Origin of the sequence: Lelliottia nimipressuralis (genome assembly GCF_004115925.1) — a bacterium.
GTDB lineage: Bacteria > Pseudomonadota > Gammaproteobacteria > Enterobacterales > Enterobacteriaceae > Enterobacter > Enterobacter nimipressuralis.
Window position 1 is genome coordinate 210418 of record NZ_SDDX01000013.1, and the last position, 26363, is coordinate 236780.

The 26363-nt window shown below is 56.3% G+C and carries 24 protein-coding genes and 1 tRNA gene; 8 read left to right on the top strand and 17 right to left on the bottom strand.

Features of this window, described 5'->3' with window-relative positions:
• Positions 1 to 50: 50 nt before the first annotated feature.
• The gene (sltY, locus tag ETG88_RS11810) at positions 51 to 1988 is read right to left on the bottom strand and encodes a murein transglycosylase (protein WP_129035459.1); all 1938 of its coding nucleotides are present in this window, start codon (positions 1986 to 1988) and stop codon (positions 51 to 53) included.
• Between the two features lie 226 nt (positions 1989 to 2214).
• On the opposite strand from sltY, the gene ettA reads away from it, so the two are divergent.
• On the top strand, positions 2215 to 3882 hold the full coding sequence (gene ettA, locus ETG88_RS11815; protein WP_100777722.1) for an energy-dependent translational throttle protein EttA: 1668 nt from the start codon (positions 2215 to 2217) through the stop codon (positions 3880 to 3882).
• Between the two features lie 83 nt (positions 3883 to 3965).
• Here ettA and ETG88_RS11820 read toward each other — a convergent pair whose 3' ends face one another.
• The gene (locus tag ETG88_RS11820) at positions 3966 to 4865 is read right to left on the bottom strand and encodes a LysR family transcriptional regulator (protein WP_129035460.1); all 900 of its coding nucleotides are present in this window, start codon (positions 4863 to 4865) and stop codon (positions 3966 to 3968) included.
• Positions 4866 to 4971: 106 nt separating this feature from the next.
• Here ETG88_RS11820 and ETG88_RS11825 point away from each other — a divergent pair, with 106 nt between their 5' ends.
• Positions 4972 to 5973, top strand: coding sequence for a zinc-binding alcohol dehydrogenase family protein (locus tag ETG88_RS11825; protein WP_100777724.1), 1002 nt, complete (start codon positions 4972 to 4974; stop codon positions 5971 to 5973).
• 62 nt (positions 5974 to 6035) lie between these two features.
• Here the strand turns inward: ETG88_RS11825 and nadR are convergent, their stop codons facing one another.
• The 3 genes from nadR to serB form a co-directional block, all read right to left on the bottom strand.
• Positions 6036 to 7268, bottom strand: a complete 1233-nt coding sequence (gene nadR, locus ETG88_RS11830; protein WP_100777725.1) for a multifunctional transcriptional regulator/nicotinamide-nucleotide adenylyltransferase/ribosylnicotinamide kinase NadR — start codon at positions 7266 to 7268, stop codon at positions 6036 to 6038.
• Positions 7269 to 7334: 66 nt separating this feature from the next.
• Positions 7335 to 8717: a DNA repair protein RadA gene (radA, locus tag ETG88_RS11835; protein WP_100777726.1), complete on the bottom strand. Its 1383-nt coding sequence runs from the start codon at positions 8715 to 8717 to the stop codon at positions 7335 to 7337.
• Positions 8718 to 8728: 11 nt separating this feature from the next.
• Positions 8729 to 9697: a phosphoserine phosphatase gene (serB, locus tag ETG88_RS11840; protein WP_100777727.1), complete on the bottom strand. Its 969-nt coding sequence runs from the start codon at positions 9695 to 9697 to the stop codon at positions 8729 to 8731.
• A 117-nt stretch (positions 9698 to 9814) separates the two neighbouring features.
• On the opposite strand from serB, the gene ETG88_RS11845 reads away from it, so the two are divergent.
• Positions 9815 to 10459, top strand: coding sequence for a YtjB family periplasmic protein (locus ETG88_RS11845; RefSeq protein WP_100777728.1), 645 nt, complete (start codon positions 9815 to 9817; stop codon positions 10457 to 10459).
• A 38-nt stretch (positions 10460 to 10497) separates the two neighbouring features.
• Entirely contained in the window at positions 10498 to 11514 is a 1017-nt protein-coding gene (gene lplA / locus ETG88_RS11850) for a lipoate--protein ligase (RefSeq protein WP_123429523.1), read from the top strand.
• A 70-nt stretch (positions 11515 to 11584) separates the two neighbouring features.
• Here the strand turns inward: lplA and deoD are convergent, their stop codons facing one another.
• The 4 genes from deoD to deoC form a co-directional block, all read right to left on the bottom strand.
• A complete protein-coding gene (gene deoD / locus ETG88_RS11855; RefSeq protein WP_100777730.1) occupies positions 11585 to 12307 on the bottom strand; it encodes a purine-nucleoside phosphorylase in 723 nt (240 codons plus the stop codon).
• 103 nt (positions 12308 to 12410) lie between these two features.
• Positions 12411 to 13634, bottom strand: coding sequence for a phosphopentomutase (deoB, locus tag ETG88_RS11860; RefSeq protein ID WP_100777731.1), 1224 nt, complete (start codon positions 13632 to 13634; stop codon positions 12411 to 12413).
• Positions 13635 to 13694: 60 nt separating this feature from the next.
• Positions 13695 to 15017 (bottom strand): thymidine phosphorylase, encoded by a 1323-nt coding sequence (gene deoA, locus ETG88_RS11865; protein ID WP_102104548.1) that lies wholly within the window; start codon positions 15015 to 15017, stop codon positions 13695 to 13697.
• Between the two features lie 161 nt (positions 15018 to 15178).
• Entirely contained in the window at positions 15179 to 15958 is a 780-nt protein-coding gene (gene deoC / locus ETG88_RS11870; protein WP_103947176.1) for a deoxyribose-phosphate aldolase, read from the bottom strand.
• 261 nt (positions 15959 to 16219) lie between these two features.
• Between deoC and ETG88_RS11875 the strand changes: the two genes are divergently transcribed.
• Together ETG88_RS11875 and ETG88_RS11880 are read left to right on the top strand one after the other, a co-directional pair.
• A complete protein-coding gene (locus ETG88_RS11875) occupies positions 16220 to 17767 on the top strand; it encodes a YjjI family glycine radical enzyme (protein WP_123429525.1) in 1548 nt (515 codons plus the stop codon).
• A complete protein-coding gene (locus ETG88_RS11880) occupies positions 17742 to 18602 on the top strand; it encodes a YjjW family glycine radical enzyme activase (protein WP_129035461.1) in 861 nt (286 codons plus the stop codon). Before ETG88_RS11875 ends, ETG88_RS11880 begins: the two co-directional genes overlap by 26 nt.
• Here ETG88_RS11880 and ETG88_RS11885 read toward each other — a convergent pair.
• The 8 genes from ETG88_RS11885 to ETG88_RS11920 all read right to left on the bottom strand — a co-directional run bounded on the left by ETG88_RS11885 (position 18597) and on the right by ETG88_RS11920 (position 24941).
• Entirely contained in the window at positions 18597 to 19379 is a 783-nt protein-coding gene (locus tag ETG88_RS11885; RefSeq protein WP_129035462.1) for a TatD family hydrolase, read from the bottom strand. The two genes, ETG88_RS11880 and ETG88_RS11885, sit on opposite strands and share 6 nt — an antisense overlap.
• Positions 19376 to 20428, bottom strand: coding sequence for a patatin-like phospholipase family protein (locus ETG88_RS11890; protein WP_107702304.1), 1053 nt, complete (start codon positions 20426 to 20428; stop codon positions 19376 to 19378). The genes ETG88_RS11885 and ETG88_RS11890 overlap by 4 nt, the downstream gene beginning before the upstream one ends.
• 143 nt (positions 20429 to 20571) lie before the next feature.
• On the bottom strand, positions 20572 to 20733 hold the full coding sequence (locus ETG88_RS11895) for a DUF1328 domain-containing protein (protein WP_002887716.1): 162 nt from the start codon (positions 20731 to 20733) through the stop codon (positions 20572 to 20574).
• Between the two features lie 83 nt (positions 20734 to 20816).
• Positions 20817 to 21434: a molecular chaperone OsmY gene (osmY, locus tag ETG88_RS11900; RefSeq protein WP_102104543.1), complete on the bottom strand. Its 618-nt coding sequence runs from the start codon at positions 21432 to 21434 to the stop codon at positions 20817 to 20819.
• Positions 21435 to 21739: 305 nt separating this feature from the next.
• Entirely contained in the window at positions 21740 to 23329 is a 1590-nt protein-coding gene (gene prfC / locus ETG88_RS11905; RefSeq protein ID WP_102104542.1) for a peptide chain release factor 3, read from the bottom strand.
• Positions 23330 to 23420: 91 nt separating this feature from the next.
• A complete protein-coding gene (gene yjjG, locus ETG88_RS11910; RefSeq protein WP_100777741.1) occupies positions 23421 to 24098 on the bottom strand; it encodes a pyrimidine 5'-nucleotidase in 678 nt (225 codons plus the stop codon).
• A gap of 17 nt (positions 24099 to 24115) precedes the next feature.
• The gene (rimI, locus tag ETG88_RS11915; RefSeq protein ID WP_102104541.1) at positions 24116 to 24559 is read right to left on the bottom strand and encodes a ribosomal protein S18-alanine N-acetyltransferase; all 444 of its coding nucleotides are present in this window, start codon (positions 24557 to 24559) and stop codon (positions 24116 to 24118) included.
• Positions 24528 to 24941, bottom strand: a complete 414-nt coding sequence (locus ETG88_RS11920) for a DNA polymerase III subunit psi (RefSeq protein ID WP_100777743.1) — start codon at positions 24939 to 24941, stop codon at positions 24528 to 24530. The genes rimI and ETG88_RS11920 overlap by 32 nt, the downstream gene beginning before the upstream one ends.
• 102 nt (positions 24942 to 25043) lie before the next feature.
• Between ETG88_RS11920 and rsmC the strand changes: the two genes are divergently transcribed.
• Both rsmC and ETG88_RS11930 read left to right on the top strand, forming a co-directional pair.
• Positions 25044 to 26072 (top strand): 16S rRNA (guanine(1207)-N(2))-methyltransferase RsmC, encoded by a 1029-nt coding sequence (rsmC, locus tag ETG88_RS11925; protein ID WP_102104540.1) that lies wholly within the window; start codon positions 25044 to 25046, stop codon positions 26070 to 26072.
• A 156-nt stretch (positions 26073 to 26228) separates the two neighbouring features.
• Positions 26229 to 26315, top strand: a tRNA-Leu gene (locus tag ETG88_RS11930).
• The last annotated feature ends 48 nt before the right edge of the window (positions 26316 to 26363 follow it).

Sequence of the window (26363 nt, forward strand, 5' to 3'; positions counted from 1 at the left end):
CCGCCGTTTGTACTCTTAGACGAGTACAAGCATAACACAACCCATCCGGATTAATACTTTCTCTGCCACTCCGCGTCGCTCATCAGGGTGTCTTTCTGCCCCATGAAGTAGCGGTAGTAGGCATCATAGGCCAGCACATTCTTCACATAACCGCGCGTTTCGGAGAACGGAATGCTCTCGATAAACGCCACCGCGTCGATGCGCCCGGCGCTGTTGCCAAGCCAGGTGCGCACACGCCCAGGCCCTGCGTTATACGCCGCCGAAGAGAAGATGCGGTTATTGCCGAACTGCTGATACACATACTGTAAATAGCTGGTGCCGATGTTGATGTTGGTATCCGGATCCAGCAGCTGTGACGGGCTGCTGTAGCCTGGAATATTAAACATCTTCACCGTATGCGTGGCGGTCCCCGGCATAATTTGCATCAGGCCACTGGCCCCCACCGGCGAGCGCACTTTCGGGTTCCAGGCACTCTCCTGACGGGCAATCGCCATCGCATAGCTCTGCGGGATATCTTTGCCGCTGGTGTAACGATCAAACAGATCGTTGTAGGCCAGCGGGAAACGCTCTTCCAGATGATCCCACAGTTTTCCGGCGATCGTCGCCTGCACGCTCAGATCCCACCAGCGGTTATCGAAGGCATAACGCGCCAGCTGGGCTTTTTCGTCAGTCGTGCGGCTGGTCACCAGGTTGGCCCACTCGCTGCGCGCGGTGTTATCCATGCTCCAGTACATCAGCTCGCGCACGCGCGCCATTTCCGGTCCCTGCGTCAGGGCTGGATTGGCGTTTGTCGGGGCTTTGTCGATTTTCAGCGTGTACTCCTCGCCAAGACGCTGCGCCGCCGCCATCGGATAGAAACCGCGCTGCTGCATCAGGGAGTGAAGGATCTCTTTCGCTTCGTCATCACGCCCGCGCTCCATCAGCAAATCGGCCTGCCAGTAACGCCACTCGTCCTTTTCTTTCGCATCCATCGGCAGGCGGGAGAGCCAGGTGTTTAAACCACGGCGATCGCCGGTGCCGAGCGCCATACGCACGCGGCGTTCAACCAGCGAGGTCGAGTTTGAGCGCATGATCGCATCGTCACGCCAGCGCGCCTGTTCGTCGGTCACATTGGTGCCCATCAGACGCCACGCGACGATATCGCGCAGATCCTGGGTTTGATCGTCGTTGAGCTGCTGCGCCTGCACCAGCTGCGGAATCATCAGCCTTGCGTTTTCCACATCGTCACGCGCCACGCTGGTAAAGGCCACCGCCGCCATTTGGCGGGTGAAATCGGTCGCGCCCGTCGAGCGAGCAAACGTCAGCACAGAATTGGGATCGTTGGCGAGCTGAAGAACCGCTGTGGAAATGGTCTGGTAATCGGAGGGCATCTGCCCGGCCAGCGTGGTCACGAGACGCGTGTTGCCCGCTTTCATCGCCAGGCGAATACGTTCGAGATAGGCCAGCGGATCTTGCTGACCCGATGCGCGCCAGGCGCCAAACAGCGAGTCACAGGCGTTTGGCAGATTTTTGCCCGTCAGCCACAGATCTTTCGCTCCGCTCCAGGCTTCCTGCTGCTGCCCGGTCGCCCATTTAGCGTAATAGAAATTACACTGCGCTTCGGTGGTGCCCGGTTTTTCCGGGCTGAATGCCAGCAGACCGCGCCAGTCTTCACGACGCGCCAGCTCGTTCACAAAGCGCGATTGCAGAGTGCGGGCGGGCGGTAGCGTCGGATTCGCCTGGATAAAATTCGCGACGGTGAGGGTCGGCTGGTTCATGAGATCGTCGGTGATCTGGCGGTATTCCAGATACGGATAGAGCGGATACTCTTTCAGCGTCGGCATCAGTGCCTGCACGGTATCCATCTGCTTACTGTCCCACGCCTGCTTGATTTGCGCATAGCGGTTACGCTGTTCATCCAGTGAATCGGCATGCGCTGCGTGGCTTATCGTCATCACGCATACGCTGGCAGCCAGCAGACGCCAGACCACCTGTTTGGCTTTTTCCACAAGCTCTTCCTCATTTTGTTGAATACCGTTGCGGCGTCGTGCCACATAAAAATGTAATGGATCTATGCTAACCAGGCATACCGCAACACGCCACGTTATGGACACTTTTTTACCTTTCTTGCGTGCTTTAACACTCCCGACGTTCCTGGCTGGGATTAGGCACTGAAAAAGGCTACACTTCGCAGCTGAATTCTATTTTCTTCACGATAAAAGAGGCGAAGTCCACGTGGCTCAATTCGTTTATACCATGCATCGTGTCGGCAAGGTCGTTCCGCCGAAACGTCATATTCTGAAAAATATCTCGCTGAGCTTCTTCCCGGGCGCAAAAATTGGTGTTCTGGGTCTCAACGGTGCCGGTAAGTCCACCCTGCTGCGCATTATGGCCGGCATCGATACAGACATCGAAGGTGAGGCTCGCCCGCAGCCTGGTCTCAAAATCGGTTACCTGCCGCAGGAACCGAAGCTGAACCCGGAACACACCGTTCGCGAATCCATCGAAGAAGCCGTTTCTGAAGTTGTTAACGCACTGAAAGGCCTGGACGAGGTGTACGCGAAGTACGCTGAACCGGACGCTGACTTCGACAAACTGGCGGCGCAACAGGGTAAATTTGAAGAAATTATCCAGGCGCATGACGGTCACAACCTGAACGTCCAGCTGGAGCGTGCGGCCGATGCTCTGCGCCTGCCAGACTGGGACGCGAAAATCGAAAAACTGTCCGGTGGTGAACGCCGCCGCGTCGCGCTGTGCCGTCTGCTGCTGGAAAAGCCAGACATGCTGCTGCTCGACGAACCAACGAACCACCTGGATGCCGAATCCGTCGCCTGGCTGGAACGCTTCCTGCACGACTTCGAAGGGACCGTTGTGGCGATTACCCACGACCGTTACTTCCTTGATAACGTGGCAGGCTGGATCCTGGAGCTGGACCGCGGCGAAGGTATTCCGTGGGAAGGCAACTACTCCTCCTGGCTGGAGCAGAAAGATCAGCGTCTGGCGCAGGAAGCGTCTCAGGAAGCTGCTCGTCGTAAATCGATTGAGAAAGAGCTGGAGTGGGTTCGTCAGGGTGCTAAAGGCCGTCAGTCTAAGGGCAAAGCCCGTCTGGCACGCTTTGAAGAGCTGAACAACTCCGAATACCAGAAACGTAACGAAACCAACGAACTGTTTATTCCACCAGGCGCGCGTCTGGGGGATAAAGTCGTTGAAGTGAGTAATCTGCGTAAATCCTACGGCGATCGCCTGCTGATTGACGACCTGAGCTTCTCCGTGCCGAAAGGGGCGATTGTCGGGATCATCGGTCCGAACGGCGCCGGTAAATCAACCCTGTTCCGCATGATGTCTGGTCAGGAACAGCCTGACAGCGGCACCATCACGCTGGGTGATACCGTGAAACTGGCCTCCGTTGACCAGTTCCGTGATGCGATGGACAACAGCAAAACCGTGTGGGAAGAAGTCTCCGGCGGGCAGGATATCATGCGTATCGGTAACACCGAGATGCCGAGCCGCGCCTACGTTGGCCGCTTCAACTTCAAAGGTGTGGATCAGGGTAAACGCGTCGGCGAGCTGTCCGGCGGTGAGCGTGGCCGTCTGCATCTGGCGAAACTGCTGCAGGTTGGCGGTAACGTACTGCTGCTCGATGAACCGACCAACGACCTGGATATCGAAACCCTGCGTGCGCTGGAAAACGCCATGCTGGAGTTCCCGGGCTGTGCGATGGTGATCTCGCACGACCGTTGGTTCCTGGACCGTATTGCCACCCACATTCTGGATTACCAGGACGAGGGTAAAGTGGAGTTCTTCGAAGGTAACTTTACCGAATACGAAGAGTACAAGAAACGCACGCTCGGCGCCGATGCGCTGGAGCCAAAACGTATCAAGTACAAGCGTATCTCCAAATAAGTGACTGATTTGCCCGGCGGCGTTTTGCCTGCCGGGCAAACGAAAGAAAGCAGGCCGGGTAAGGCGTCATCGCCTCCCGGCATTCACACCCCAACGTAAAACCGCTTCACCTCATCAAACTGCATCGCAAACTGGATATAGCTCATCAGCGCAGGCGAATTCAGCTTCCGGCTCGGGTAGACCAGCCATAGCTCATTCCCCTCCACGCGCCATTCTGGCAACACCGGTACCAGCGCCCCCTTCTCGATTTTATCTTCCAGCAAAAACGCGGGCAGCAGCGTGATTCCCGCCCCCGCAATGGCACTCTCCCTGGCGTAAACCAGGTTATCCGTGACATGCGCATTGTCAGGCAGATGTCGATAATCCTCGTCGTTACGACGCAACAGCCACTCCGGCCAGGCTTTGTGAGTGATACAGCGGTGATCCACCAACTGCCGTGGATGTTCCAGAGGAGCAAAACGCGCCAGATAATCGGGCGAGGCCAGCATATAGCGCGGGCAGTTGCCAATCGTACGGCCAATCAACGAAGAGTCCTGCGGCTTGCCGGTGCGCAGCGCGACGTCATAGCCAGACTCCACCAAATCCTGCACATCATCTGAAATACAGACATCGAGCGACACATCCGGATAACGGCGCTGAAACTCCGCATTCAGATGCGCCAGCAGCGTGGCACCAATCCCCGCCGGGCTTGTGATCCGCAGCCGACCGCCGGGATTATCGCGCAGACGCTGAATGGCGTATTCCGCGCGCTCGCTCGCCGCCAGCATCTCGCGGCAGTGCACCAGATAGTGCTCTCCGGCATAGGTTAGATTGAGTTTGCGGGTGGTGCGGTTCAGCAGGCGGATACCGACCTGCTGCTCAAGCTGGCTAATTCGCTGGCTGACGCTTGATTTTGGCAGGCTCGCTTTTTGCGCCGCCGCGGTAAAACTGCCCATCTCGGCCACCAGCGCAAACAGGGCCATATCCTGTAGCTGTTTAAACATGATTGTTCATCTCAAACGAACACTTTGTTATTGATTGTCCATCTTATCACGCAACTGGTGACTTAATAGACTAGCCTCAACAAACGCATTCCATAAGGAGTTCACCATGTCCGTTAAAGCCATTGCCGTTAATCCAGACCAGCCTTCTGCTTTTATTGAGATCACGCAGCCCATGCCGCAGCCCGGCGAGCATGATTTGCTGGTTGAGGTGAAAGCCGTTTCTGTAAACCCGGTCGATACTAAAGTTCATGCCAGCCTGAGCAAAAACGGTCTGCAGGCGCCGCGTATTCTGGGCTGGGACGCCAGCGGAATTGTGAAGGCGGTCGGTGCGGGCGTTACGCAATTCAAAGCCGGTGACGAAGTGTGGTACGCAGGGGACATCACCCGTCCGGGCAGCAATGCCACGCACCAGCTGATTGATGCGCGCATCGTCGGCCACAAACCGCAAAACCTCGACTGGGCTGCCGCAGCGGCTCTGCCGTTAACCGCCCTGACGGCGTGGGAAGGATTGTTTGAACGGCTGAATATCCAGGACGCCGGATCGGACAAAACGCTGCTGATCATCGGGGGCGCGGGCGGCGTCGGATCGCTGGCGATCCCCTTTGCCAAACACAACAGCCAGATCAAGGTGATCGCCACGGCGTCCCGGGAGGATTCGGCCCAGTGGTGTCGGGATCGCGGTGCGGATCTGGTGGTGAATTATCGCGACCTGCAAGGTGAACTGGCGAAGCACGACATTACCTTTGTGGATTACATTTTCATTCTTAACGATACCGACGGGCACTGGGCGGCGGTCAGCGAGCTGATTGCGCCGCAGGGGCATATTTGCACCATCGTTGAGAACGACCATCCGCTGGATCAAAGCAAGCTGAAGTCTAAATCTGCCGCGCTGCACTGGGAGTTCATGTATACCCGAAGCATGTATCAGACTGCGGACATGGCGCGTCAGGGTGAGATTCTGAATGAGGTCGCGAAGCTGGTCGAAAACGGTGTGGTGGAGAGTTCGCTGAGTGAGACGCTGCAGGGATTAAGCGTGGAGAGCATTAGCGAAGCGCACCGCAAAGTGCTTGACGGGCATATGCGCGGGAAGGTGGTAGTGCAGTTCTGAGGTCATTACCCTCTTTCTGACCCTCTCCCTGTTTAGGAGAGGGGATCGTTCGGAGCAGCGCTTTACGCCTGCTCCCCCATCAACGTCTTCACCAGCTCCACGCAGCGCAGGAAGCGGCCATCGTAGTCCGACTCCTCCACATGGACAAACTCCACGTTATTCTCACGCAGCATATCCACCAGCATGGTCTGGAACTCTTTGCGGTCGACGGAGCTGCCCAGGCTGCGCATCCCATCGGCGACCCACGGCGTGTTGTTTTCCAGCAAAATCACCAGATCGAAGCGATACTCATCGATCAGCGCCTGAACAAACGGATGCTCACGGCCCTCGTACTTTTTACAGAATGCCTGAGTGGTCACGAAATCCGTATCCACAAACGCCACTTTGTTCGCGTATTTGACCGCGAAATCAATGTACTGCGCATGGCCCAGCGCGATTTTGTCGTAATCGGAATACTGGAGCGCCATCTCGTCGCCGCCCAGATGTGAGAAGACGTAATCGCGCCCATACTCCCAGGCACTGGTGGTGTTGAAGATATTCGCCAGCTTGTTGACCAGCGTAGATTTACCGCTCGATTCACCGCCCAGAATTGCCACCGTGCGCACAAAGAACGGCTTCACTTCCGTTGGGATGTAATCCCAGTAGCGGAAGGGGTTTTCGCGGATTTGTGCGCCGCTGATGTTCATGAAGGTGCGCTTAGGATCGATCAGCACTGTTTCCGTTCCGAGATGTTCGCGGAACTGCGGCGCATCGGACTCTTCAGAGGTATAGATCCAGTTCGGGGCTATCCCCTTCTCTTCCATAAAGGCTTTGATGCCGTTACTCCACACATCCCAGCCGTGCGGATACGGCTCCATGCCCTCTTCGTTAAAGGCATGAATACGAATGTTTTTTTGGTATTTGAACGTCTGCAGCAGCCAGCGCAGACGATCTGAGACAGTCGGCTGCTGGGACATGGCGCTGTCTTCGAACAACGCGCGATCACGCGTGTCATCGTAACCCATGATGATATGCAGCTCATCCACCTGGCTACAGGCGCGCTGAATCAGATAGATATGGCCGGTATGCAGCGGATAAAACTTGCCAAATACCACGCCGATATTCTTTTGCATGCGCGGAAATTCAAGGCCCAGAAAGCGGTGCAGCGCCTCAAGTTTTTGCGCGCTCGGGCTTTTGATTTTGGCATTCAGAAGCTGGCTTAAATAGCCCTTGGTCATCCCGCTGGCTTCCGCCACCTGCTGCAAAGTACAGCCTTTCTGGCGGATCGCGGTTTTAAGATAGTCAAATGTTGACACAAGAGCCTCCTGCTAAGTGAGGCGGGTCAGCAAAACGCTCCCGCCAAAAAGATACGCACGTTAATATTATAAGTCGTCAAAGACGCTTAACGCATCCGACAGTTTTTTCACCGGGAAAATTTTCATCCCTTCCGGCACTTTTTTCGGTACGTTGGCGGCAGGGACAATGGCACGACGGAAACCGTGTTTCGCCGCTTCGGAGATACGCTCCTGGCCGCTCGGGACCGGGCGAATTTCTCCGGCCAGCCCCACTTCGCCAAACACCACCAGATCCTGCGGGAGCGGTCGGTTGCGCAGGCTGGAGACCATCGCCAGCAGCAGGGCCAGATCGGCACTGGTTTCTGTCACTTTCACGCCGCCCACCACGTTGACGAACACATCCTGATCAGCCATTTGCAGGCCGCCGTGACGGTGCAGCACCGCCAGCAGAATCGCCAAACGGTTTTGCTCAAGCCCGACCGCCACGCGACGAGGGTTGCCCATCATGGATTGATCCACCAGCGCCTGAATCTCCACCAGTAGCGGCCGCGTCCCTTCCCAGAGCACCATCACCGAGCTGCCGGCGGTCTCTTCGTCGCCACGGCTCAGGAAGATGGCCGATGGGTTGCTCACTTCACGAAGACCTTGTTCGGTCATGGCGAAAACGCCCAGCTCATTCACCGCACCAAAACGGTTTTTATGGCTGCGCAGGGTGCGGAAACGGGAATCCGCATCGCCGTCGAGCATCACGGAGCAGTCGATACAGTGCTCAAGCACTTTTGGACCGGCCAGAGAGCCATCTTTGGTGACGTGGCCGACCATCACGATGGCCACGCCGCGCGTCTTAGCAAAGCGCGTCAGATAGGCGGCGGTTTCACGCACCTGCGCCACGCTGCCCGGCGAAGACTGAATATCCGCCATGTGCATGACCTGGATGGAGTCGATGACCATCAGCTTCGGCTGCTCTTCGTCAGCAATCATACAGATTTGCTCGATGCTGGTTTCCGACAGCATATTCAGATTGCCGGTCGGCAGACCGAGACGGTGCGCGCGCATCGCGACCTGCTGCAAAGACTCTTCACCGGTCACGTACAGGGTTTTCATCTGTTCGGCGAGTTTGCACAACGTTTGCAGCAGCAGCGTCGATTTACCGGCGCCGGGGTTACCGCCGATCAGTATCGCGCTGCCCGGCACCACGCCGCCGCCCAGTACGCGGTCAAACTCTTTGAAACCGGTGGAAAAACGCGGCACTTCATCGAGGCTGATCTCGGAAAGTTTTTGTACCTTCGAGACCCCAGCGTTACCCGCATAGCCGCTCAGACGCTCGTTGCGGGCCACGGTTGGCGAAGCGGCCACACGCACTTCGGTGATGGTGTTCCAGGCATGGCAGGCGCTGCACTGCCCCTGCCAGCGCGGATAATCCGCACCACATTCATTACAGACAAATGCGCGTTTTGGAGCTTTCGCCACGGTTTACCTCTTTATTTCTGATTCACGCTACCGGAAAGGATGCAGAACACCCCCATCAGATCGGCGTGACGAATGGTGACTTCCGTCTTTTCGTTTACTTTTGGCTTGGCATGATAGGCAATGCCCAGCCCGGCCACTTTGATCATTGGCAGATCGTTCGCGCCGTCACCGATGGCGACAGTCTGCGTGACCGGAATTTCATATTTTTCCGCCAGACGCGTCAGGGTGTTGGCTTTGTACTGGGCATCGACGATATCGCCGATCACTTCGCCGGTCAGTTTACCGTCGCGGATCTCCAGTTCGTTCGCCACAACGGTGGTCAGGCGCAGTTTGTCGCGCAGGTAGTCCGCGAAGAAAGTGAACCCGCCGGAGGCAATCGCCACTTTCCAGCCGAGGGTTTCCAGCTTCAGTACCAGTTGGGTGAGGCCCGGCATCAACGGGAGTTCATCACGCACCTGACGCAGGATGTTGGCATCGGCCCCTTTCAACGTGGCGACGCGCTGCTTGAGGCTGGCGGCAAAATCGAGTTCGCCGCGCATGGCGCGTTCGGTCACTTCCGCCACCATCTCACCGCTACCGGCCAGTTTCGCGAGTTCGTCGATGCACTCGATCTGAATGGCGGTCGAATCCATATCCATCACCAGCAGTCCTGGCGTTTTGAGATGCGGGATTTTACCCAGCGGCGCCACATCCAGCCCGGCTTCGTGGGCCAGGCGGGTCGCGCGTTGTGTCAGCGATCCGGCCAGACGCAGCACCTGATAATCTTCCACGCACCAGGCCGCCACAATCACCATCGCCGCGCCGAGCTTGGTTTGGTATTGCGTCAGGCGTTGCTTATCCAGGCCACGGCCATACAGCAGCCAGCCGCTACGCCCCGCATGGTAGTCCAGAGGCATGACCTCGTCGCCACTTAATGAGAGCGGCAATCCTGGCCATAAAGAGACGTCATCGGTCAGGTCGCACCAGGTAATGTTCGGCATTGAAGCTCCTGTAAATTGGTTCGCGCCGGAAGGTTCCAGGGGGAAAATAACGCATGAGGCTACCCTGTAACCATCACTTCTGGCAACATTAAGCCGTAAATTTTCAGCAGGTGGAATATGGCTCGCGCAAAACTGAAATTCCGGCTTCATCGTGCAGTGATTGTCCTGTCCTGCCTCGCGCTTCTGGTGGCGCTGATGCAAGGGGCATCCTGGTTTAGCCAGAATCATCAACGACAACGTAATCCGCAGTTCGAAGAGCTGGCGCGAACCCTGGCGCGTCAGGTTACCCTGAGCGTTGCACCCGCAATGCGCACCGAGACGCCGGACGATAAACGCATCGCCCAAATACTGCGTCAGATTACGGAAAACAGCCGTATTCTGGATGCAGGGGTCTACGACGAACAGGGCGATCTGATTGCCCGCGCCGGTGAGCACGTTGACGTGCGCGACCGTCTGGCGCTCGACGGCAAAAAGGCTGGCGGCTATTTCAATCAGCAAATTATCGAGCCGATTCAGGGCAAGAATGGCCCGCTGGGCTACCTGCGTCTGACCCTCGACACCCACACCCTGCCGACCGAAGCCAAACAGGTGGATAACACCACGAATATTCTACGCCTGATGTTACTCCTTTCGCTGGCGATTGGCGTCGTGTTAACGCGCACGCTTTTGCAAGGCAAACGCACGCGCTGGCAGCAGTCGCCTTTCCTGCTGACGGCCAGTAAATCGGTGCCAGAAGAGGAAGAGAGCGAGAAGAAGGATTAATGGTAAAGTGGGTGGACGATTCGGAAAGGAAATCTGCCATGACGACACTACGCCTGCTTATCTCTGACTCTTACGATCCCTGGTTCAACCTCGCGGTGGAAGAGTGCATCTTCCGCCAGATGCCTGCCACACAGCGCGTCCTGTTCCTGTGGCGCAACGCCGATACGGTGGTCATTGGCCGCGCGCAGAACCCGTGGAAAGAGTGCAACACCCGGCGCATGGAAGAGGACAACGTGCGTCTGGCCCGTCGCAGCAGCGGCGGCGGCGCGGTATTCCATGACCTCGGCAATACCTGCTTTACCTTTATGGCCGGGAAACCGGAATACGATAAAACCATCTCCACCGCGATTGTGCTCAATGCCCTGAACGCCCTCGGCGTGACGGCAGAAGCCTCCGGACGAAACGATCTGGTGGTCAAAACCCCAGAAGGCGACCGTAAAGTTTCCGGCTCGGCCTATCGCGAAACCAAAGATCGCGGTTTTCACCACGGCACTCTACTGCTTAACGCTGACTTGAGCCGTCTGGCGAACTATCTCAATCCCGACAAGAAAAAGCTGCAGGCCAAGGGGATTACCTCGGTGCGCGGTCGCGTGGCGAATCTGGTGGAGCTGCTGCCAGGCATTACCCATGAGCAGGTTTGCGCGGCAATTCGTGAGGCGTTTTTCGAACATTATGGCGAGCGCGTCGAGGCGGAAGTGATCTCCCCGGACAAAGCGCCGGATTTGCCCAACTTCGCCGAAACCTTTGCCCGACAAAGTAGCTGGGAGTGGAACTTCGGCCAGGCACCGGCGTTCTCGCATCTGCTGGATGAGCGTTTCACCTGGGGCGGCGTAGAGCTGCATTTCGACGTTGAACGGGGCATTATCACGCGCACGCAGGTGTTTACCGATAGCCTCAATCCGGCCCCGCTGGAAGCGCTGGCGGCCCGTTTGCAGGGATGTTTGTATCGCGCGGAGAGTCTGCAGCAAGCGTGTGACGCGCTGTTAGGCGAGTTCCCGGAGCAGGAAAAAGAGTTGCGGGAGCTGTCGGCGTGGATAGCGAAAGCGGTGCGGTGACAGAAAAGCCCGCAAGCGGGCTTTAACATTGCAGGCCGGGTAAGGCGGAGAAGCCACCCGGCAAACAGACTTACTCTTTATCGCCCAGCAGAACGGATTCCAGCGCGATTTTGATCATGTCGTTGAAGGTGGTCTGACGCTCAGCGGCAGTGGTCTGCTCGTGAGTACGGATGTGGTCAGACACGGTGCAGATGGTCAGCGCTTTCGCACCAAACTCAGCCGCTACGCCGTAGATGCCCGCCGCTTCCATTTCCACGCCCAGGATGCCGTATTTTTCCATCACGTCGAACATTTCGCCGCCGTCCGGTGCATAGAACAGATCAGCAGAGAAGATGTTACCGACGCGCGCATCAACGCCCAGCGCTTTCGCCGCGTCAACCGCGTTACGCACCATGCCGAAGTCAGCGATGGCTGCAAAGTCGTGGTCTTTGAAACGCATACGGTTGACTTTGGAATCGGTGCAAGCACCCATACCGATGACGACGTCACGCAGTTTCACGTCCATACGCACTGCACCGCAAGAGCCCACGCGGATGATTTTCTTCACGCCGAAATCGGTGATCAGCTCTTTGGTGTAAATGGAGCAGGACGGGATACCCATACCGTGACCCATCACAGAGATTTTGCGGCCTTTGTAAGTACCTGTGAAGCCCAGCATGCCGCGCACGTTGTTCACTTCACGTACGTCTTCGAGGAAGGTTTCCGCAATGTGCTTCGCGCGCAGCGGGTCACCCGGCATCAACACTACGTCCGCGAAATCGCCCATTTCTGCATTAATGTGTGGGGTAGCCATCTTCAGATCCTTTTAAAATTGTCGTTTTGTCGGGTGGCGGCTGCGCCTGACCCGACCTACTAAATCGTAGGCCCGGCAAGCGCAGCGCTGCCGGGCATGCGCATCACAGCATGTTTTTGCCGTAGTCCATTGGCGAAGTACCGAAGTAGCTCGCAATGGTCTGGCCGATATCCGCGAAGGTTTCGCGGTGGCCCAGCGATCCTGGTTTCACTTTCGGTCCGTACACCAGCACAGGAATGTGCTCGCGGGTGTGGTCGGTACCGGTCCAGGTTGGGTCGCAGCCGTGGTCAGCGGTGAGGATGATGATGTCATCTTCCCCCACCAGCTCCAGCAGCTCCGGCAGACGGCGGTCGAACAGTTCCAGACCGGCGGCATAACCAGCGACGTCGCGACGGTGGCCCCAGGAGGAGTCGAAGTCTACGAAGTTGGTGAAGACGATAGTCTTGTCGCCCGCTTCTTTCATCTCTTTGATGGTGGCGTCGAACAGCGCGTCCAGACCGGTGGCTTTCACTTTTTTGGTGATGCCGCAGTTGGCGTAGATGTCTGCGATTTTACCGACAGAAACCACTTCGCCCGCTTTCTCATCAACCAGTTTCTGCAACACGGTCGGTGCTGGCGGTTCTACGGCCAGATCGTGACGGTTGCCGGTACGCTGGAAGTTGCCCGGTTTGTCGCCGATAAACGGACGAGCAATTACGCGGCCAATGTTGTAGCCGCCTTCGGTCAGCTCTTCACGCGCGATTTCGCACAGCTCGTACAGACGATCCAGGCCGAAGGTCTCTTCGTGACAGGCAATCTGGAACACGGAGTCAGCGGAGGTGTAGAAAATCGGCTTACCGGTTTTCATGTGCTCTTCGCCGAGCTGATCCAGAATCACCGTACCGGAGGAGTGGCAGTTACCGAGGTAACCCGGCAGATTGCCGCGCTCAACCAGCTTGTCCAGCAGCTTCTGCGGGAAGCTGTTTTCGTGATCGGAGAAATAGCCCCAGTCGAACAGAACCGGTACACCGGCAATTTCCCAGTGACCAGACGGGGTGTCTTTACCTGAGGAAAGCTCGTGCGCCCAGGCGTATGCGCCGATCACTTCTGCGTTAGCGTCCATACCGGCCGCCACTTTACCAGTCGAACCTTCATGCGCCTTCACCAGACCCAGGCGGGTCAGGTTTGGCAGAGTCAGTGGGCCCTGACGGCCATTGTTCGCTTCGCCTTTCGCACACGCTTCTGCGATATGGCCCATGGTGTCGGAACCGACATCACCAAAGCGGTCTGCATCTTCTGTAGCGCCGATGCCGAATGAGTCCAGCACCATAATAAATGCACGTTTCATATGTTCTCCGTACTTATGTGCTTCAAAAATTCATAAAAAACCGATCAGATCAGTATACCGCTATTCGGTGATACGACGATAGACGGTTGGTGTGGTTTCGGGAGCTGTGTCGTCAAGTTTAATGGCCGCTTTTACCGCTTTCGCCGCTTCCTGCCAGCTGGCTTCGTCTTTGGCATGGATGACCGCCAGCGGACGCTGCCCGTCAACGCTGTCACCCAGACGGGTCATATCGGTAAAGCCGACGCTGTAATCAATCGTGTCCGATGCCTGACGGCGCCCGCCGCCCATCGATACCACGGCCATGCCCAGCGCACGGGTGTCCATGGCGGAGACAAAACCTTCCGCATCGGCGTAAACCGCCTTGCTGAGCGTCGCGGTCGGCAGGTATTTCGCGTAGTTTTCGACGAAATCGGTTGGGCCTTTTTGCGCAGCCACCATGCGACCGAAGATCTCTGCCGCTTTGCCGTTATCCAGCACTGCCTGCAGTTTCGCGCGCGCGTCGGCGTCGTCTTTGGCGAGCTTACCGGAGATCAGCATCTCAACGCACAGCGCCATAGTGACGTCGAACAGACGCGGATTGCGGTATTCGCCGGTCAGGAACTGCACGGCTTCGCGCACTTCGACGGCGTTACCCGCGCTGGAGGCCAGCACCTGGTTCATGTCGGTGAGCAGCGCCGTCGTGCGCACGCCTGCACCGTTGGAGACGCCCACGATCGCTTCGGCCAGTGCCGCAGAGAGTTCATAGGTAGGCATAAACGCGCCGCTTCCCACTTTCACATCCATCACCAGGGCATCCAGACCTTCCGCCAGCTTTTTGGCGAGGATCGAGGCGGTGATCAGCGGAATGGAATCCACTGTCGCGGTGATATCGCGGGTGGCGTAAAAACGTTTATCCGCCGGCGCGAGAGAGCTGGTCTGGCCAATAATCGCCACACCAACGTCTTTAATAATTTCGCGGAAGCGCTGGTCATCCGGGAAGATATCGAAGCCCGGAATGGCTTCCAGTTTGTCGAGCGTACCGCCCGTATGCCCCAGGCCGCGCCCGGAGATCATCGGGATATAGCCCCCACATGCGGCGACCATTGGGCCGAGCATCAGGGAAGTGACATCGCCCACGCCGCCCGTGGAGTGTTTATCCACAATCGGGCCGTTGAGGTTAAGGCTTTTCCAGTCCAGAACGGTTCCTGAATCCCGCATCGCCATGGTCAGCGAGACACGTTCCGGCATCGCCATATCGTGGAAGAAAATGGTCATCGCCAGGGCGGCAATCTGCCCTTCAGAGATGGTGTTGTCACGAATACCGTTGATAAAGAAGCGGATCTCTTCGTCGCTTAATGCATGACCATCACGTTTTTTACGAATAATTTCTTGTGCGAGAAACACGGTAACCCCCGGGGAATCAGGTTAAATGCGGCGGTAAACCCGCCGCGATAAAATATTACTCTTCATAATTCGAGCTGTCGGAGGGCGGCAAGAAAGTGCCCCCCAGGCGCCTACACAAGTAAGAGACTGGGGTGAAAGTGCAGCCTGACTATGACGAGTAATTAGTAGCTGCTGGCACTCTTACCGTCACCGTGACCCAGCGCTTTCAGCAGGCTTGCCAGCAGGCTGGATGCGCCGAAGCGGTAGTGACGGGAATCCGCCCAGTCGGCGCCAAACAGGTCGTCAGCGATGGCCAGGAACTGCTGCGCGTCCTCTGCAGTACGCACGCCGCCCGCAGGTTTGAAACCAACGGTTTTAGACACGCCCATGTCGCGAATCACTTCCATCATGATGCGAGCGCTTTCTGGCGTTGCGTTGACCGGCACTTTACCGGTAGAGGTTTTAATGAAATCCGCACCCGCTTTGATGGAGATTTCAGATGCTTTACGAATCAGCGCTTCTTCTTTCAGCTCGCCCGTTTCGATAATCACTTTCAGCAGCACGTTAGCCGCCGCACAAGCGTCTTTACAGGCTTTCACCAGGTCAAAACCGACCTGCTCGTTGCCGGCGATCAGCGCACGGTACGGGAACACCACGTCAACTTCATCAGCACCGTAGGCAATCGCCGCGCGGGTTTCAGCCAGCGCAATGTCGATGTCGTCATTGCCGTGCGGGAAGTTGGTGACGGTTGCGATACGCACGTCAGGCGTGCCCTGCGCGTTCAGCGTCTTACGTGCAATCGGGATAAAACGCGGATAGATGCAGATGGCAGCGGTATTGCCCACTGGCGTTTTCGCCTGATGGCACAATGCGATCACTTTTTCATTGGTGTCGTCATCGTTCAGGGTGGTCAGGTCCATCAGTTTCAACGCGCGCAGGCTGCTTGCGGTTAAATCGGTCATAACATTCTCCAACGGCTTCGCCGTATAAATTTTCACCGTGCGGGTCTGTGAGTATTCTAACATTCACCCGCATTCACACTTCGACATTCATCACAGTTAATGAAAACTGCGTACAAATTTGCATTACTGTAATGAGATCAACTTCAAACTTTAGTCCTCAGGCTGCTGGCTAAAACAGCAATCACCCGCGTCGGATCAAATGGCTTCGCATGATGAGTTCCTACAATCTGCCCATCAACCGCAGAATAAAAGGAAGCGAACATGTCCACCTCCGGTCTCGATGCTTTGCAACAACGTTGCCAGCAAATTGTGACAAGCCCGGTACTGACAGCCGAGCAAAAACGTCATTTCCTGGCGCTGGAAGCGGAAAACAATCTACCCTACCCCGCGCTGTCACAGGCCGCGCGTGCGGCACTGGACGAGGGTTTCATCTGCGATATGTTTGAAGGCCATGCGCCCTTCAAACCGCGCTACGTTCTGCCGGACTACGCTAAATTCCTGGCAAACGGCTCAGAGTGGTTAGAGCTGGAAGGGGCGAAAGATCTCGATGACGCCCTGTCGTTACTCACTATCCTCTACCACCATGTTCCATCCGTCACATCGATGCCGGTGTTTCTCGGCCATCTCGACGCGTTGCTGCAACCCTATGTTAGAATTCTAACACAAGAAGAAATTGATAGCCGAATAAAACGTTTCTGGCGTTATCTCGACAGAACCCTGCCAGACGCGTTTATGCACGCCAACATCGGCCCTGCGGATACCCCAATCACCCGCGCTATTCTACGCGCCGATGCAGAGCTGAAGCAGGTCGCACCGAATCTCACCTTTATTTACGACCCGGAAATCACCCCTGACGATTTGCTGCTGAGCGTGGCAAAAAATATTTGCGAATGCAGTAAACCGCATATTTCCAACGGTCCGGTGAATGATAAAATTTTCACAAAAGGCCGTTATGGCGTAGTGAGTTGTTACAACTCCCTGCCGCTGGCGGGCGGTGGCAGTACCCTGGTTCGCCTCAACCTCAAGGCTATTGCCGAGAGCAGTGAATCAATGGACGATTTCTTTACCCGCACGCTACCGCACTACTGCCAGCAGCAGATCGCGATTATCGATGCACGCTGTGATTTTCTGTATGAGCAATCCGGCTTCTTTGAGAATAGCTTCCTGGTAAAAGAGGGGCTGATTGATGCGGATCGTTTTGTGCCGATGTTTGGCATGTACGGTCTGGCCGAAGCGGTGAATACCCTGTGCGAGAAAGCCGGACTGAACGCGCGTTACGGCAAGGATGAGCAGGCCAATGCGCTGGGCTACCGCATGAGCGAACAACTTGCGGAATTTGTCGAAAATACGCCGGTGAAACACGGCTGGAAGCAGCGCGCCATGCTGCATGCCCAGTCCGGAATCAGCTCTGACGCGGGTACTACGCCGGGTGCGCGTCTGCCGTATGGCGATGAGCCGGATCCGATTAGCCACCTGCTGGCCGTCGCGCCGCATCACAAACATTATCATTCGGGCATCAGTGATATTTTGACGCTGGACGAAACCATCAAGCGTAACCCGCAAGCCGTGGTTCAGCTTTGTCTTGGGGCGTTTAACGCCGGGATGCGCGAATTTACGGCCAACGTGGCCGGGAACGATCTGGTGCGTGTGACCGGGTATATGGTGCGCCTGTCGGATCTGGAGAAATACCGCGCGGAAGGCTCTCGTACCAACACCACCTGGCTTGGCGAAGAGGCCGCACGCAATACACGTATCCTTGAACGTCAGCCGCGTGTGATAAGCCATGAACAGCAGATGCGCTTTAGTTAGTCAGGTTATCCCTTTCTCCTGCGTGGACGGGCCGGGCAGCCGCCTGGCACTGTTCCTGCAGGGCTGTAACCTGCGCTGCAAAACCTGCCACAACCCGTGGACCATCGGACGCTGCAACGATTGCGGCGACTGCGTGCTTCACTGTCCGCACGATGCCCTGAACATTCAGGCCGGGCGCGTCTGGTGGCAGGAGAGTATCTGTCAAAAATGCGACACCTGTTTGCACGTCTGCCCGCAACAGGCCACCCCGATGGCGCAGCGTTTCAGCGTAGAGGAAATCCTCGGGCAGATTCGCACCGTCGCGCCCTTTATTGAAGGGATAACCGTCAGCGGCGGCGAAGCCACTACCCAGCTGCCGTTTTTGGTGGCGCTGTTTCGCGCCATCAAAGCGGACGCGTCACTGAAGCATTTAACCTGTCTGGTAGACAGCAACGGGCTGCTGAGTGAAACCGGCTGGCAAAAACTGCTGCCGTTTTTTGATGGTGCCATGCTGGATCTGAAAGCCTGGAACAACGAGCACCACCGTTTCCTGACCGGACGCGAAAATCCGCAGATCAAACACAGCATTCGCTGGCTGGCACACCATCAGCGTTTAACGGAACTGCGGCTGCTGGTGATCCCGGATCATTGTGATTATCTGAAACATCTGGAGTCGCTGATCGCCTTTATTCACGCTCTCGGCGATGTGCCTGTCAGGATCAACGCTTTTCACGCCCACGGGGTGTACGGCGAGGCGGCCAGCTGGCGCAGCGCCACGGCAGAGGATGTAGAACCCCTGGCCTGCGCGCTGGAGAAACAGAGGATAACGGTGATCCGCCCGGCGCTCTATTTATAGGGTGATGCCAAACAGATCTTCCGTGTTTTGCAGCAGCGCATCTGCGAGGGTTTCTGCCGGCTCAGCACGTAATTCACACAGTGTCGTAAAGACGCGCGCCGCCTGCTCCGGGCGATTCGGCTGGCCCTGAAAACCGTTCAGTGGCATGTCCGGCGCGTCAGTTTCCAGCAGCAGGGATGACAGGGGCAACTGCGCCATCACGTCGCGGGTTTTACTGGCGCGCGGATAGGTGATTGTGCCGCCGACGCCAATTTTGTAGCCCAGCTCGATAAAACGTTGCGCCTGTTGCAGGCTTCCGGAAAAACCGTGCACTACGCCGGTTCGCGGCAGATCGGCACGTTTGAGGTGCATCGTCAGTTTGTCGTGAGTGCGTCTTGAGTGGAGGATCACCGGCAGATCGTGGCGTTTAGCCAGTTTTAGCTGCGCATCCAAAAGCGCCTGCTGGCGATCGAATTGCGGATCGTCGCGATAGAGATCGAGACCGATCTCACCGATCGCCACCAGTTTTTTCCCGGCGGTGAGAATAGAGGCTTCCAGCTGGTCCAGATGCGCATCCTGATGCGTTTCCACCACAATGGGATGCAGGCCCAGCGCGGCGTAGAGTGCCGTGTGGCTGCGAGCCAAATCGAGCACCCGCTCAAAATTTGCCGCTTCAATGGCAGGCACGATAATCGCCTGCACACCCGCCTTCGCGGCCTGCGCGATACTTTGCGTCTCGTTGCCGGTAAACGGCGGAAAATCAAAGTGGCAATGGGTGTCGACAAAGCGAAAAGTCACGCCAGATCCTCGTTATCAAAGGTCGTATCGTTCGCCTGCGGGGCATCCACCAGCGGCATCGTCAGGGCGTCGTTTGCCACAATCGCCGGTGGCGTGATGATACGCTTATGTCGATAAATAGGCGGACTTTCGGCCAGCAGTTTCCCCACCGTTGCCAGGAAATAGCGAGCGCACAGACGCCCGGTTTTATAGTCATCGCGCAGCGCAGGTATGCGACTGCCCAGCGCCATGCTGTTAAGGGGTTTCGGCGGGTAGATTTCAAAGATTTTCAGCTTGCCCGGCGGCTTTTCGATAAACCGCTGCATTGCGCTGTAGCTGGTTTCATGCTGATGAGCGATGTTCACCAGCGGCTGCAGGCTACTGTCCCCAAGCCATTTTTCCATGCGCTTAAACCACTGCGGGGTGTAGTACATCTGCGACGGCACGGTGCGGATCACCACGATAGTTTGCGCACCACGGCGGGCGGCTTCCTGAACGGGGACGGCGTCGCTGATCCCACCGTCCAGATAGTTGATGCCGTCGAGGGCCGCTGCGGTCCGGTAGAAGCCAGGAATCGCGCTGGATGCACGCAGAATATCCAGCCAGTTCTCTTTTTGCGGTGAGAAGTAGCCCGGCGTGTAGTCATCGCCCCGGCTGGCGCACATCCAGAACTCTTTTCCCGTATCAAAAAGGCGAGAAGCGGTGTCCATCGCCAGCGGCATCTGGCTGGAGGTGGAGTCTAAGAGCCAGTCCAGATCGATGAGATTTCCGCCGCGTACAAATCGCAGCGGATTGAAGAAATCGCGAGAAGTGGTGTAGCGCATGATCACTTTGCGGGCGTAACCGGGCTGGTTACAGACGTAGGCAGAGAGATTTTGCGCCCCGGCGGACGTGCCAAAGAAGAGATCGAAAGGGTTAAATTGCGCGCGCATGAATTCATCCAGCACCCCGGCCGTAAAGATGCCTCGCTGCCCACCGCCTTCGCATACCAGCGCCAGCCGGCCGACGCGAAAGGGTTTTAACGCCAACGGCGCGATATTGCCGAGCGTAACCGGAATTCTCTGCCCCACTGCTACACCTGTTTTTGATTCTTCTGTTATTACACAGTAGCGCAAACTGGCCCTATGACTCAAACCAGAAAAAGCCAGTCGCAAGGACTGGCTTTTAGTGTGGTGTTGTCGGCTGTGTTTTCCGACGGGCTGATTACGCTTATCTAGGGACGACGGCGTCCGGTAAACAGGCTGACCAGGAACAGGATAATACCGACAACGAAAACAATTTTCGCCGCGCCGGCCGCTGTACCCGCCAGACCACCAAAGCCCAGAGCGGCGGCAATTAACGCGATAACCAGAAATATAATGCCCCAACGAAACATAAAACTCTCCTTTACCATAGTTAATATCAGCCGCTATATGTGAGCGCTCAGGTGCTCACAAGCGTTGTGTCCAAAAGTCGTTCTTATTTCGCTTTCAGATCGTTTTTGACGCTTTTAACGCCATCGACGGCTTTAGCGATAGTTTCGGCGCGTTCCACCTGCGCCTGGGAATCAACCGTACCGGAGAGCTGGACCACACCGTCGGTGGTTTCAACTTTCACTTTACGAGACGGTACGATGTCATCTGCTAATAGTTTAGCTTTGATTTCGCTGGTGGTTGCGGTGTCGCCTGCATAGCCTTTCACAGACGCGTCTTTAGCATCACGCACGTGCAGTTTGTCGCTGACTGAGGTGACGCCTTCAACGCCTTTCGCCACGGTGACGGCTTGTTCAGCCTGCGCCTGGCTTTCCACGAAGCCACTCAAGGTGACCACTTTTTTGTCAGTTTTTACGGAAATGTCGGTGCTCTTGATGTTTTCATCATCCACCAGAGCCGCTTTCACTTTTGCTGTGATAGAGCTGTCATCCATGAAATTACCGACTTTATTCATAGAGCTATCGATTTTTTGCCCTGCGCTGTCCGCGGTGGATTGCGCCTTATCCGTAGTAGTGCTTTCTGCCAGGGCAGAACCACTTACCAGGAGGCCACCCAGAGTGACTGCCAGCAGAGTTTTAGAAATCTTAAGTCTTGTCATATTCATCGATGTATTCCTGTAGTTTGCTCGGAAGTTGAGCGTCAAAACATCCCTTCATACTAGTTTTTAATCTTGCGAATAAACACACGGCCGGGATGAGAGACTCATGAACACGCATTGAACAGGACTATCATCCGCGCCCGGTGTTAAACACTGAGTTAAATATAGATCACATTGACAAAGCCGCTTTCAGAATCGGGCAAAAAACGAGCAATAACGCTAAAATCGCGTTGAATTAAGAACATTCCGCAAGGGATTAATAAGGCTGGAGTTTAAGAAGAGCACGGCGGGCGCCGTGCTCTGAGAAAGGATTAGTGCTCGCGGGTTTTGCGGAACTGAACGTCAGGATAGCGTTCCTGGGTCAGATTCAGGTTAACCATGGTTGGGGCGATGTACGTCAGGTTATCGCCGCCATCCAGTGCCAGCTGGATTTCGTTCTTACGTTTGAACTCTTCGAATTTCTTCACGTCAGCACATTCAACCCAGCGCGCCGTCGCCACGTTCACCGATTCGTAGATCGCTTCCACATTGTACTCGCTCTTCAGACGTGCAACGACCACGTCGAACTGCAGCACACCGACCGCGCCCACGATCAGATCGTTGTTGGCAATTGGACGGAAGACCTGCACCGCGCCCTCTTCGGAGAGCTGGACCAGACCTTTGAGCAGCTGCTTTTGCTTCAGCGGATCTTTCAGACGGATACGACGGAACAGTTCCGGCGCGAAGTTCGGGATACCGGTGAACTTCATCATTTCACCCTGGGTGAAGGTGTCGCCGATCTGAATGGTGCCGTGGTTATGCAGGCCGATGATGTCGCCCGGATAGGCTTCTTCAACGTGTGAACGGTCGCCCGCCATAAAGGTCAGCGCGTCGGAAATGACAACGTCTTTCCCGATACGTACCTGGCGCAACTTCATGCCCTTTTCATACTTACCGGAAACCACACGCAGGAAGGCCACGCGGTCGCGGTGTTTCGGGTCCATGTTGGCCTGAATCTTAAAGACGAAGCCGGTGAATTTCTCTTCTGCGGCTTCGACAAGACGGGAGTCAGTTTTGCGCGGCATCGGCTGCGGTGCCCACTCCACCAGACCGTCGAGCATATGATCCACACCAAAGTTACCCAGTGCGGTACCGAAGAATACCGGCGTGATTTCCCCGGCCAGGAACAGCTCTTTGTCAAACTCGTGAGAAGCGCCTTTAACCAGCTCCAGCTCATCGCGCAGCTGAGAGGCCAGCTCTTCGCCCACCGCCACGTCCAGATCCGGGTTATCCAGACCTTTTACGATACGCACGTCCTGGATGGTATGACCTTTACCGGTCTGGTACAGATACACTTCATCTTTATAGAGGTGGTAAACGCCCTTGAACAGCTTACCGCAGCCGATCGGCCAGGTAATTGGCGCGCAGGCGATTTTCAGCTCGCGCTCCACTTCGTCCATCACTTCCATCGGATCGCGGATGTCACGGTCGAGTTTGTTCATGAAGGTCAGGATCGGCGTATCGCGCAGACGGGTGACTTCCATCAGCTTACGGGTACGATCTTCTACCCCTTTCGCGGCGTCGATGACCATCAGACAGCAGTCAACCGCCGTCAGCGTACGGTAGGTATCTTCGGAGAAGTCTTCGTGGCCTGGGGTGTCGAGGAGGTTCACCAGGCAGTCGTGATACGGGAACTGCATCACGGAGGTGGTAATGGAAATACCACGCTGCTTTTCCATCTCCATCCAGTCCGATTTGGCGTGCTGGCTGGAGCCACGGCCTTTTACCGTACCGGCGGTCTGAATCGCCTGTCCGAACAGCAGTACCTTTTCGGTGATGGTCGTTTTACCGGCATCCGGGTGAGAAATAATGGCAAAAGTACGGCGCTTCGCCACCTCTTGCAGATAAGGAGACAACGTCATAATCAAATCTTCTTATATAAGCGCGGCAGCAGGCCACGCATCATGGAATACGAAATTGCGGCTATTTTACCCATCAATGGGGGGCAGGCAATCATTGTTTACACAGGAGTTGCTCCAGTTCGTTCAATGACGATACGGTCCAGGTCGGTTCGATGCCTTCAGGCAGCGCGCGACCGTGTGCGTTCAGCCAGCAGGTTGCCAGCCCGGACTTCATCCCGCCCAGAATATCCGACTCGGCGGTGTCTCCGACCATCAGCACGCGCTCACGTGCAGGATGGCCGGCTTTTTCCAGCGCATAGTCAAAAATACGCGGATCGGGTTTTGGCACGCCTACCTGTTCAGAGATCACCAGCGCGTCGAAATGATCGCGCAGGCCTGTGCGTTCAAGGCGGATCTGCTGCAGGGCGGTAAAGCCGTTGGTGATGATTCCGAGCTTCACTTTGCCTTTAAGGGCATTAAGCAGGGAAATCGCCCCTGGCAGCGGTGCGCAAATCTCCGCCATCGCGTTGAGAAAAGCCTCGTTTAGCGCGCCGGGAGAGACATTCAGACGCTCGGACCAGCCCTGAAAACGCTGATGCTGGAGCTGTAACGCCGAGATGGCACCGTTCTGGTAATCCACCCAAAGCGGTTTGTTCACCGCTTGATAGTCCTGAAAATCTTCTGCGGTAAAGGTGACGCTATAGTCTAAAAACATCCGCTGTAGGCCGCCAAACGAATCAAACGTAAACAGCGTTTCGTCGGCGTCAAAGAAAATCCAGTCCCATTTCATCGTTACAACCTTATTTGTTATCCAAGCGGCAGCGCCATGATGATGGCGTCTTCGCGTCCCTCGGCAGTCGGGTAATAATTACGGCGAATCGTCGCCTCGTTAAAGCCTAAGCTTTCGTAGAGTGCGATGGCGGCCGCATTGGAGGCGCGAACCTCCAGCCACAGCGTGAAGACATCACGTGTCTCCAGCTCGCGTATTACATGTTCCAGCAGTTCCCGGGCCAGGCCACGGCGCTGGTATGCAGGATCGACGGCAATGTTAAACAGCGTCGCTTCATCCAGCACGACCTGCGTAATGGCAAATGCCGCCATTTCGCCATCGACATCCAGATGGAAATTCAGATAGCGCTCGCCCTGATTGCTGGCGAATGTTTTTTCGCTCCACGGAAAGGCATGGGCGCGCGTCTCGATCGCGAACGCTGATGCCAGATCAGACGTCGTGAGGGAAGAAATCGTGTTCATATTCACAGATTTGTTGCCATAGCGCGCTTCGCGCCTTTGGGTTTGCTTTCAATTCTTCCAGTGGCGGCGTAAGCAGCTGACCGCCCTCAAGGGGAGTCTCATCCGCAACGCCAAGCCGCCAGCTGTTGCAGCGGCTCTCCGGCGGCAGCATCGCCACGCGCTCGGGCGTCAGCTGTAACACCTGATCGGCGCTCACTTTCAGCGTACGCAGAACGTCGCTGACCAGCGTCTCAGTGAGCGAGGGCAGCTCTTCAGCCACCATGACCAGACGAACGTGTGCCGGAATGGAGATAGCGATTTCACCCTGCAACGCCGTCGGGCGACGCAGAGACCACTGGGTGATGCCCAGTTGCTGTAACTGCCAGTCACGTCGGGATGTCATAGGGAAAACTCCTGTCTGTCAGGCGCGCAAATATAGCAAATTCGTCGTATATCCGCCAACAAACTACTATAATCCCCGGCTGAGTTTATTGAGGAACAATTCATGTCTGCATTTACCCCGGCAAGTGAAGTCTTGCTGCGTCACAGTGATGATTTCGAAGAAAGCCGTATTCTGTTTGCCGGAGATATGCAGGACGATCTGCCTGCCCGTTTCGAATGCGCCGAAAGCCGCGCCCATACCCAGCAATTCCATCACTGGCAGGTGTTAAGCCGTCAGATGGAAGATCGCGTGCGCTTCAGCCTGGTGGCGGAGCAAAGTGATATCGCCGACTGCGATACGCTGATCTACTACTGGCCAAAGAACAAACCTGAAGCGCAGTTCCAGCTGATGAACCTGCTCTCCATGCTGCCGGTTGGCTGCGACATTTTCGTCGTTGGCGAGAACCGCAGCGGCGTGCGTAGCGCCGAGCAGATGCTGGCGGAATACGCGACGCTGAACAAAATCGACAGCGCGCGTCGCTGCGGTTTGTACCACGGTCGTCTGGAAAAACAGCCTGAGTTTGATGCCGAAAAAGCCTGGGGCGAGTATCAGCTCGAAGGGCTGACAATCAAAACGCTGCCGGGCGTCTTTAGCCGCGACGGTCTGGATGTGGGCAGCCAACTGCTGCTCTCCACCTTTACGCCGCACACCAAAGGCAAAGTGCTGGATGTCGGCTGCGGCGCAGGCGTGTTGTCTGCCGTGCTCGCCACCCACTCCCCGAAAGTGCGTCTTACCCTGTGTGACGTGAGCGCGCCGGCCGTTGAAGCTAGCCGTGCCACCCTTGCCGCCAATGAGCTCGAAGGCGACGTTTTCGCCAGCAACGTGTTCTCAGAGGTGACAGGGCGTTTCGATATGATTATCTCCAACCCGCCATTCCACGACGGCATGGAAACCAGCCTTGAAGCGGCACAAACGCTGATTCGCGGTGCGGTACGTCATCTCAACAGCGGCGGTGAGTTGCGCATCGTGGCCAACGCCTTCCTGCCTTATCCTAACCTTCTGGATGAAATTTTCGGCTTCCATGAAGTGCTGGCGCAGACCGGTCGCTTTAAAGTTTACCGCACGGTTATGACACGTCAGGCGAAGAAGTAATTTGCCGCCAGCCCGGCTGCGCATCGCGCTCCGGGCTATACAAATGCCGATTTTTGCAGCAATCAAAACATCCTGGGCAATTATCTGTTGACGGAAAGCTGAAAACATCTAGAATGCGCCTCCGTGGTTGCGATACTTTTTAAGTATTGATGGTATGCGACGGTGGCGGAATTGGTAGACGCGCTAGCTTCAGGTGTTAGTGTCTTTACGGACGTGAGGGTTCAAGTCCCTCCCCTCGCACCACAAACCATGTTTGATATTGTTCTCACCGGGCGACGGTGGCGGAATTGG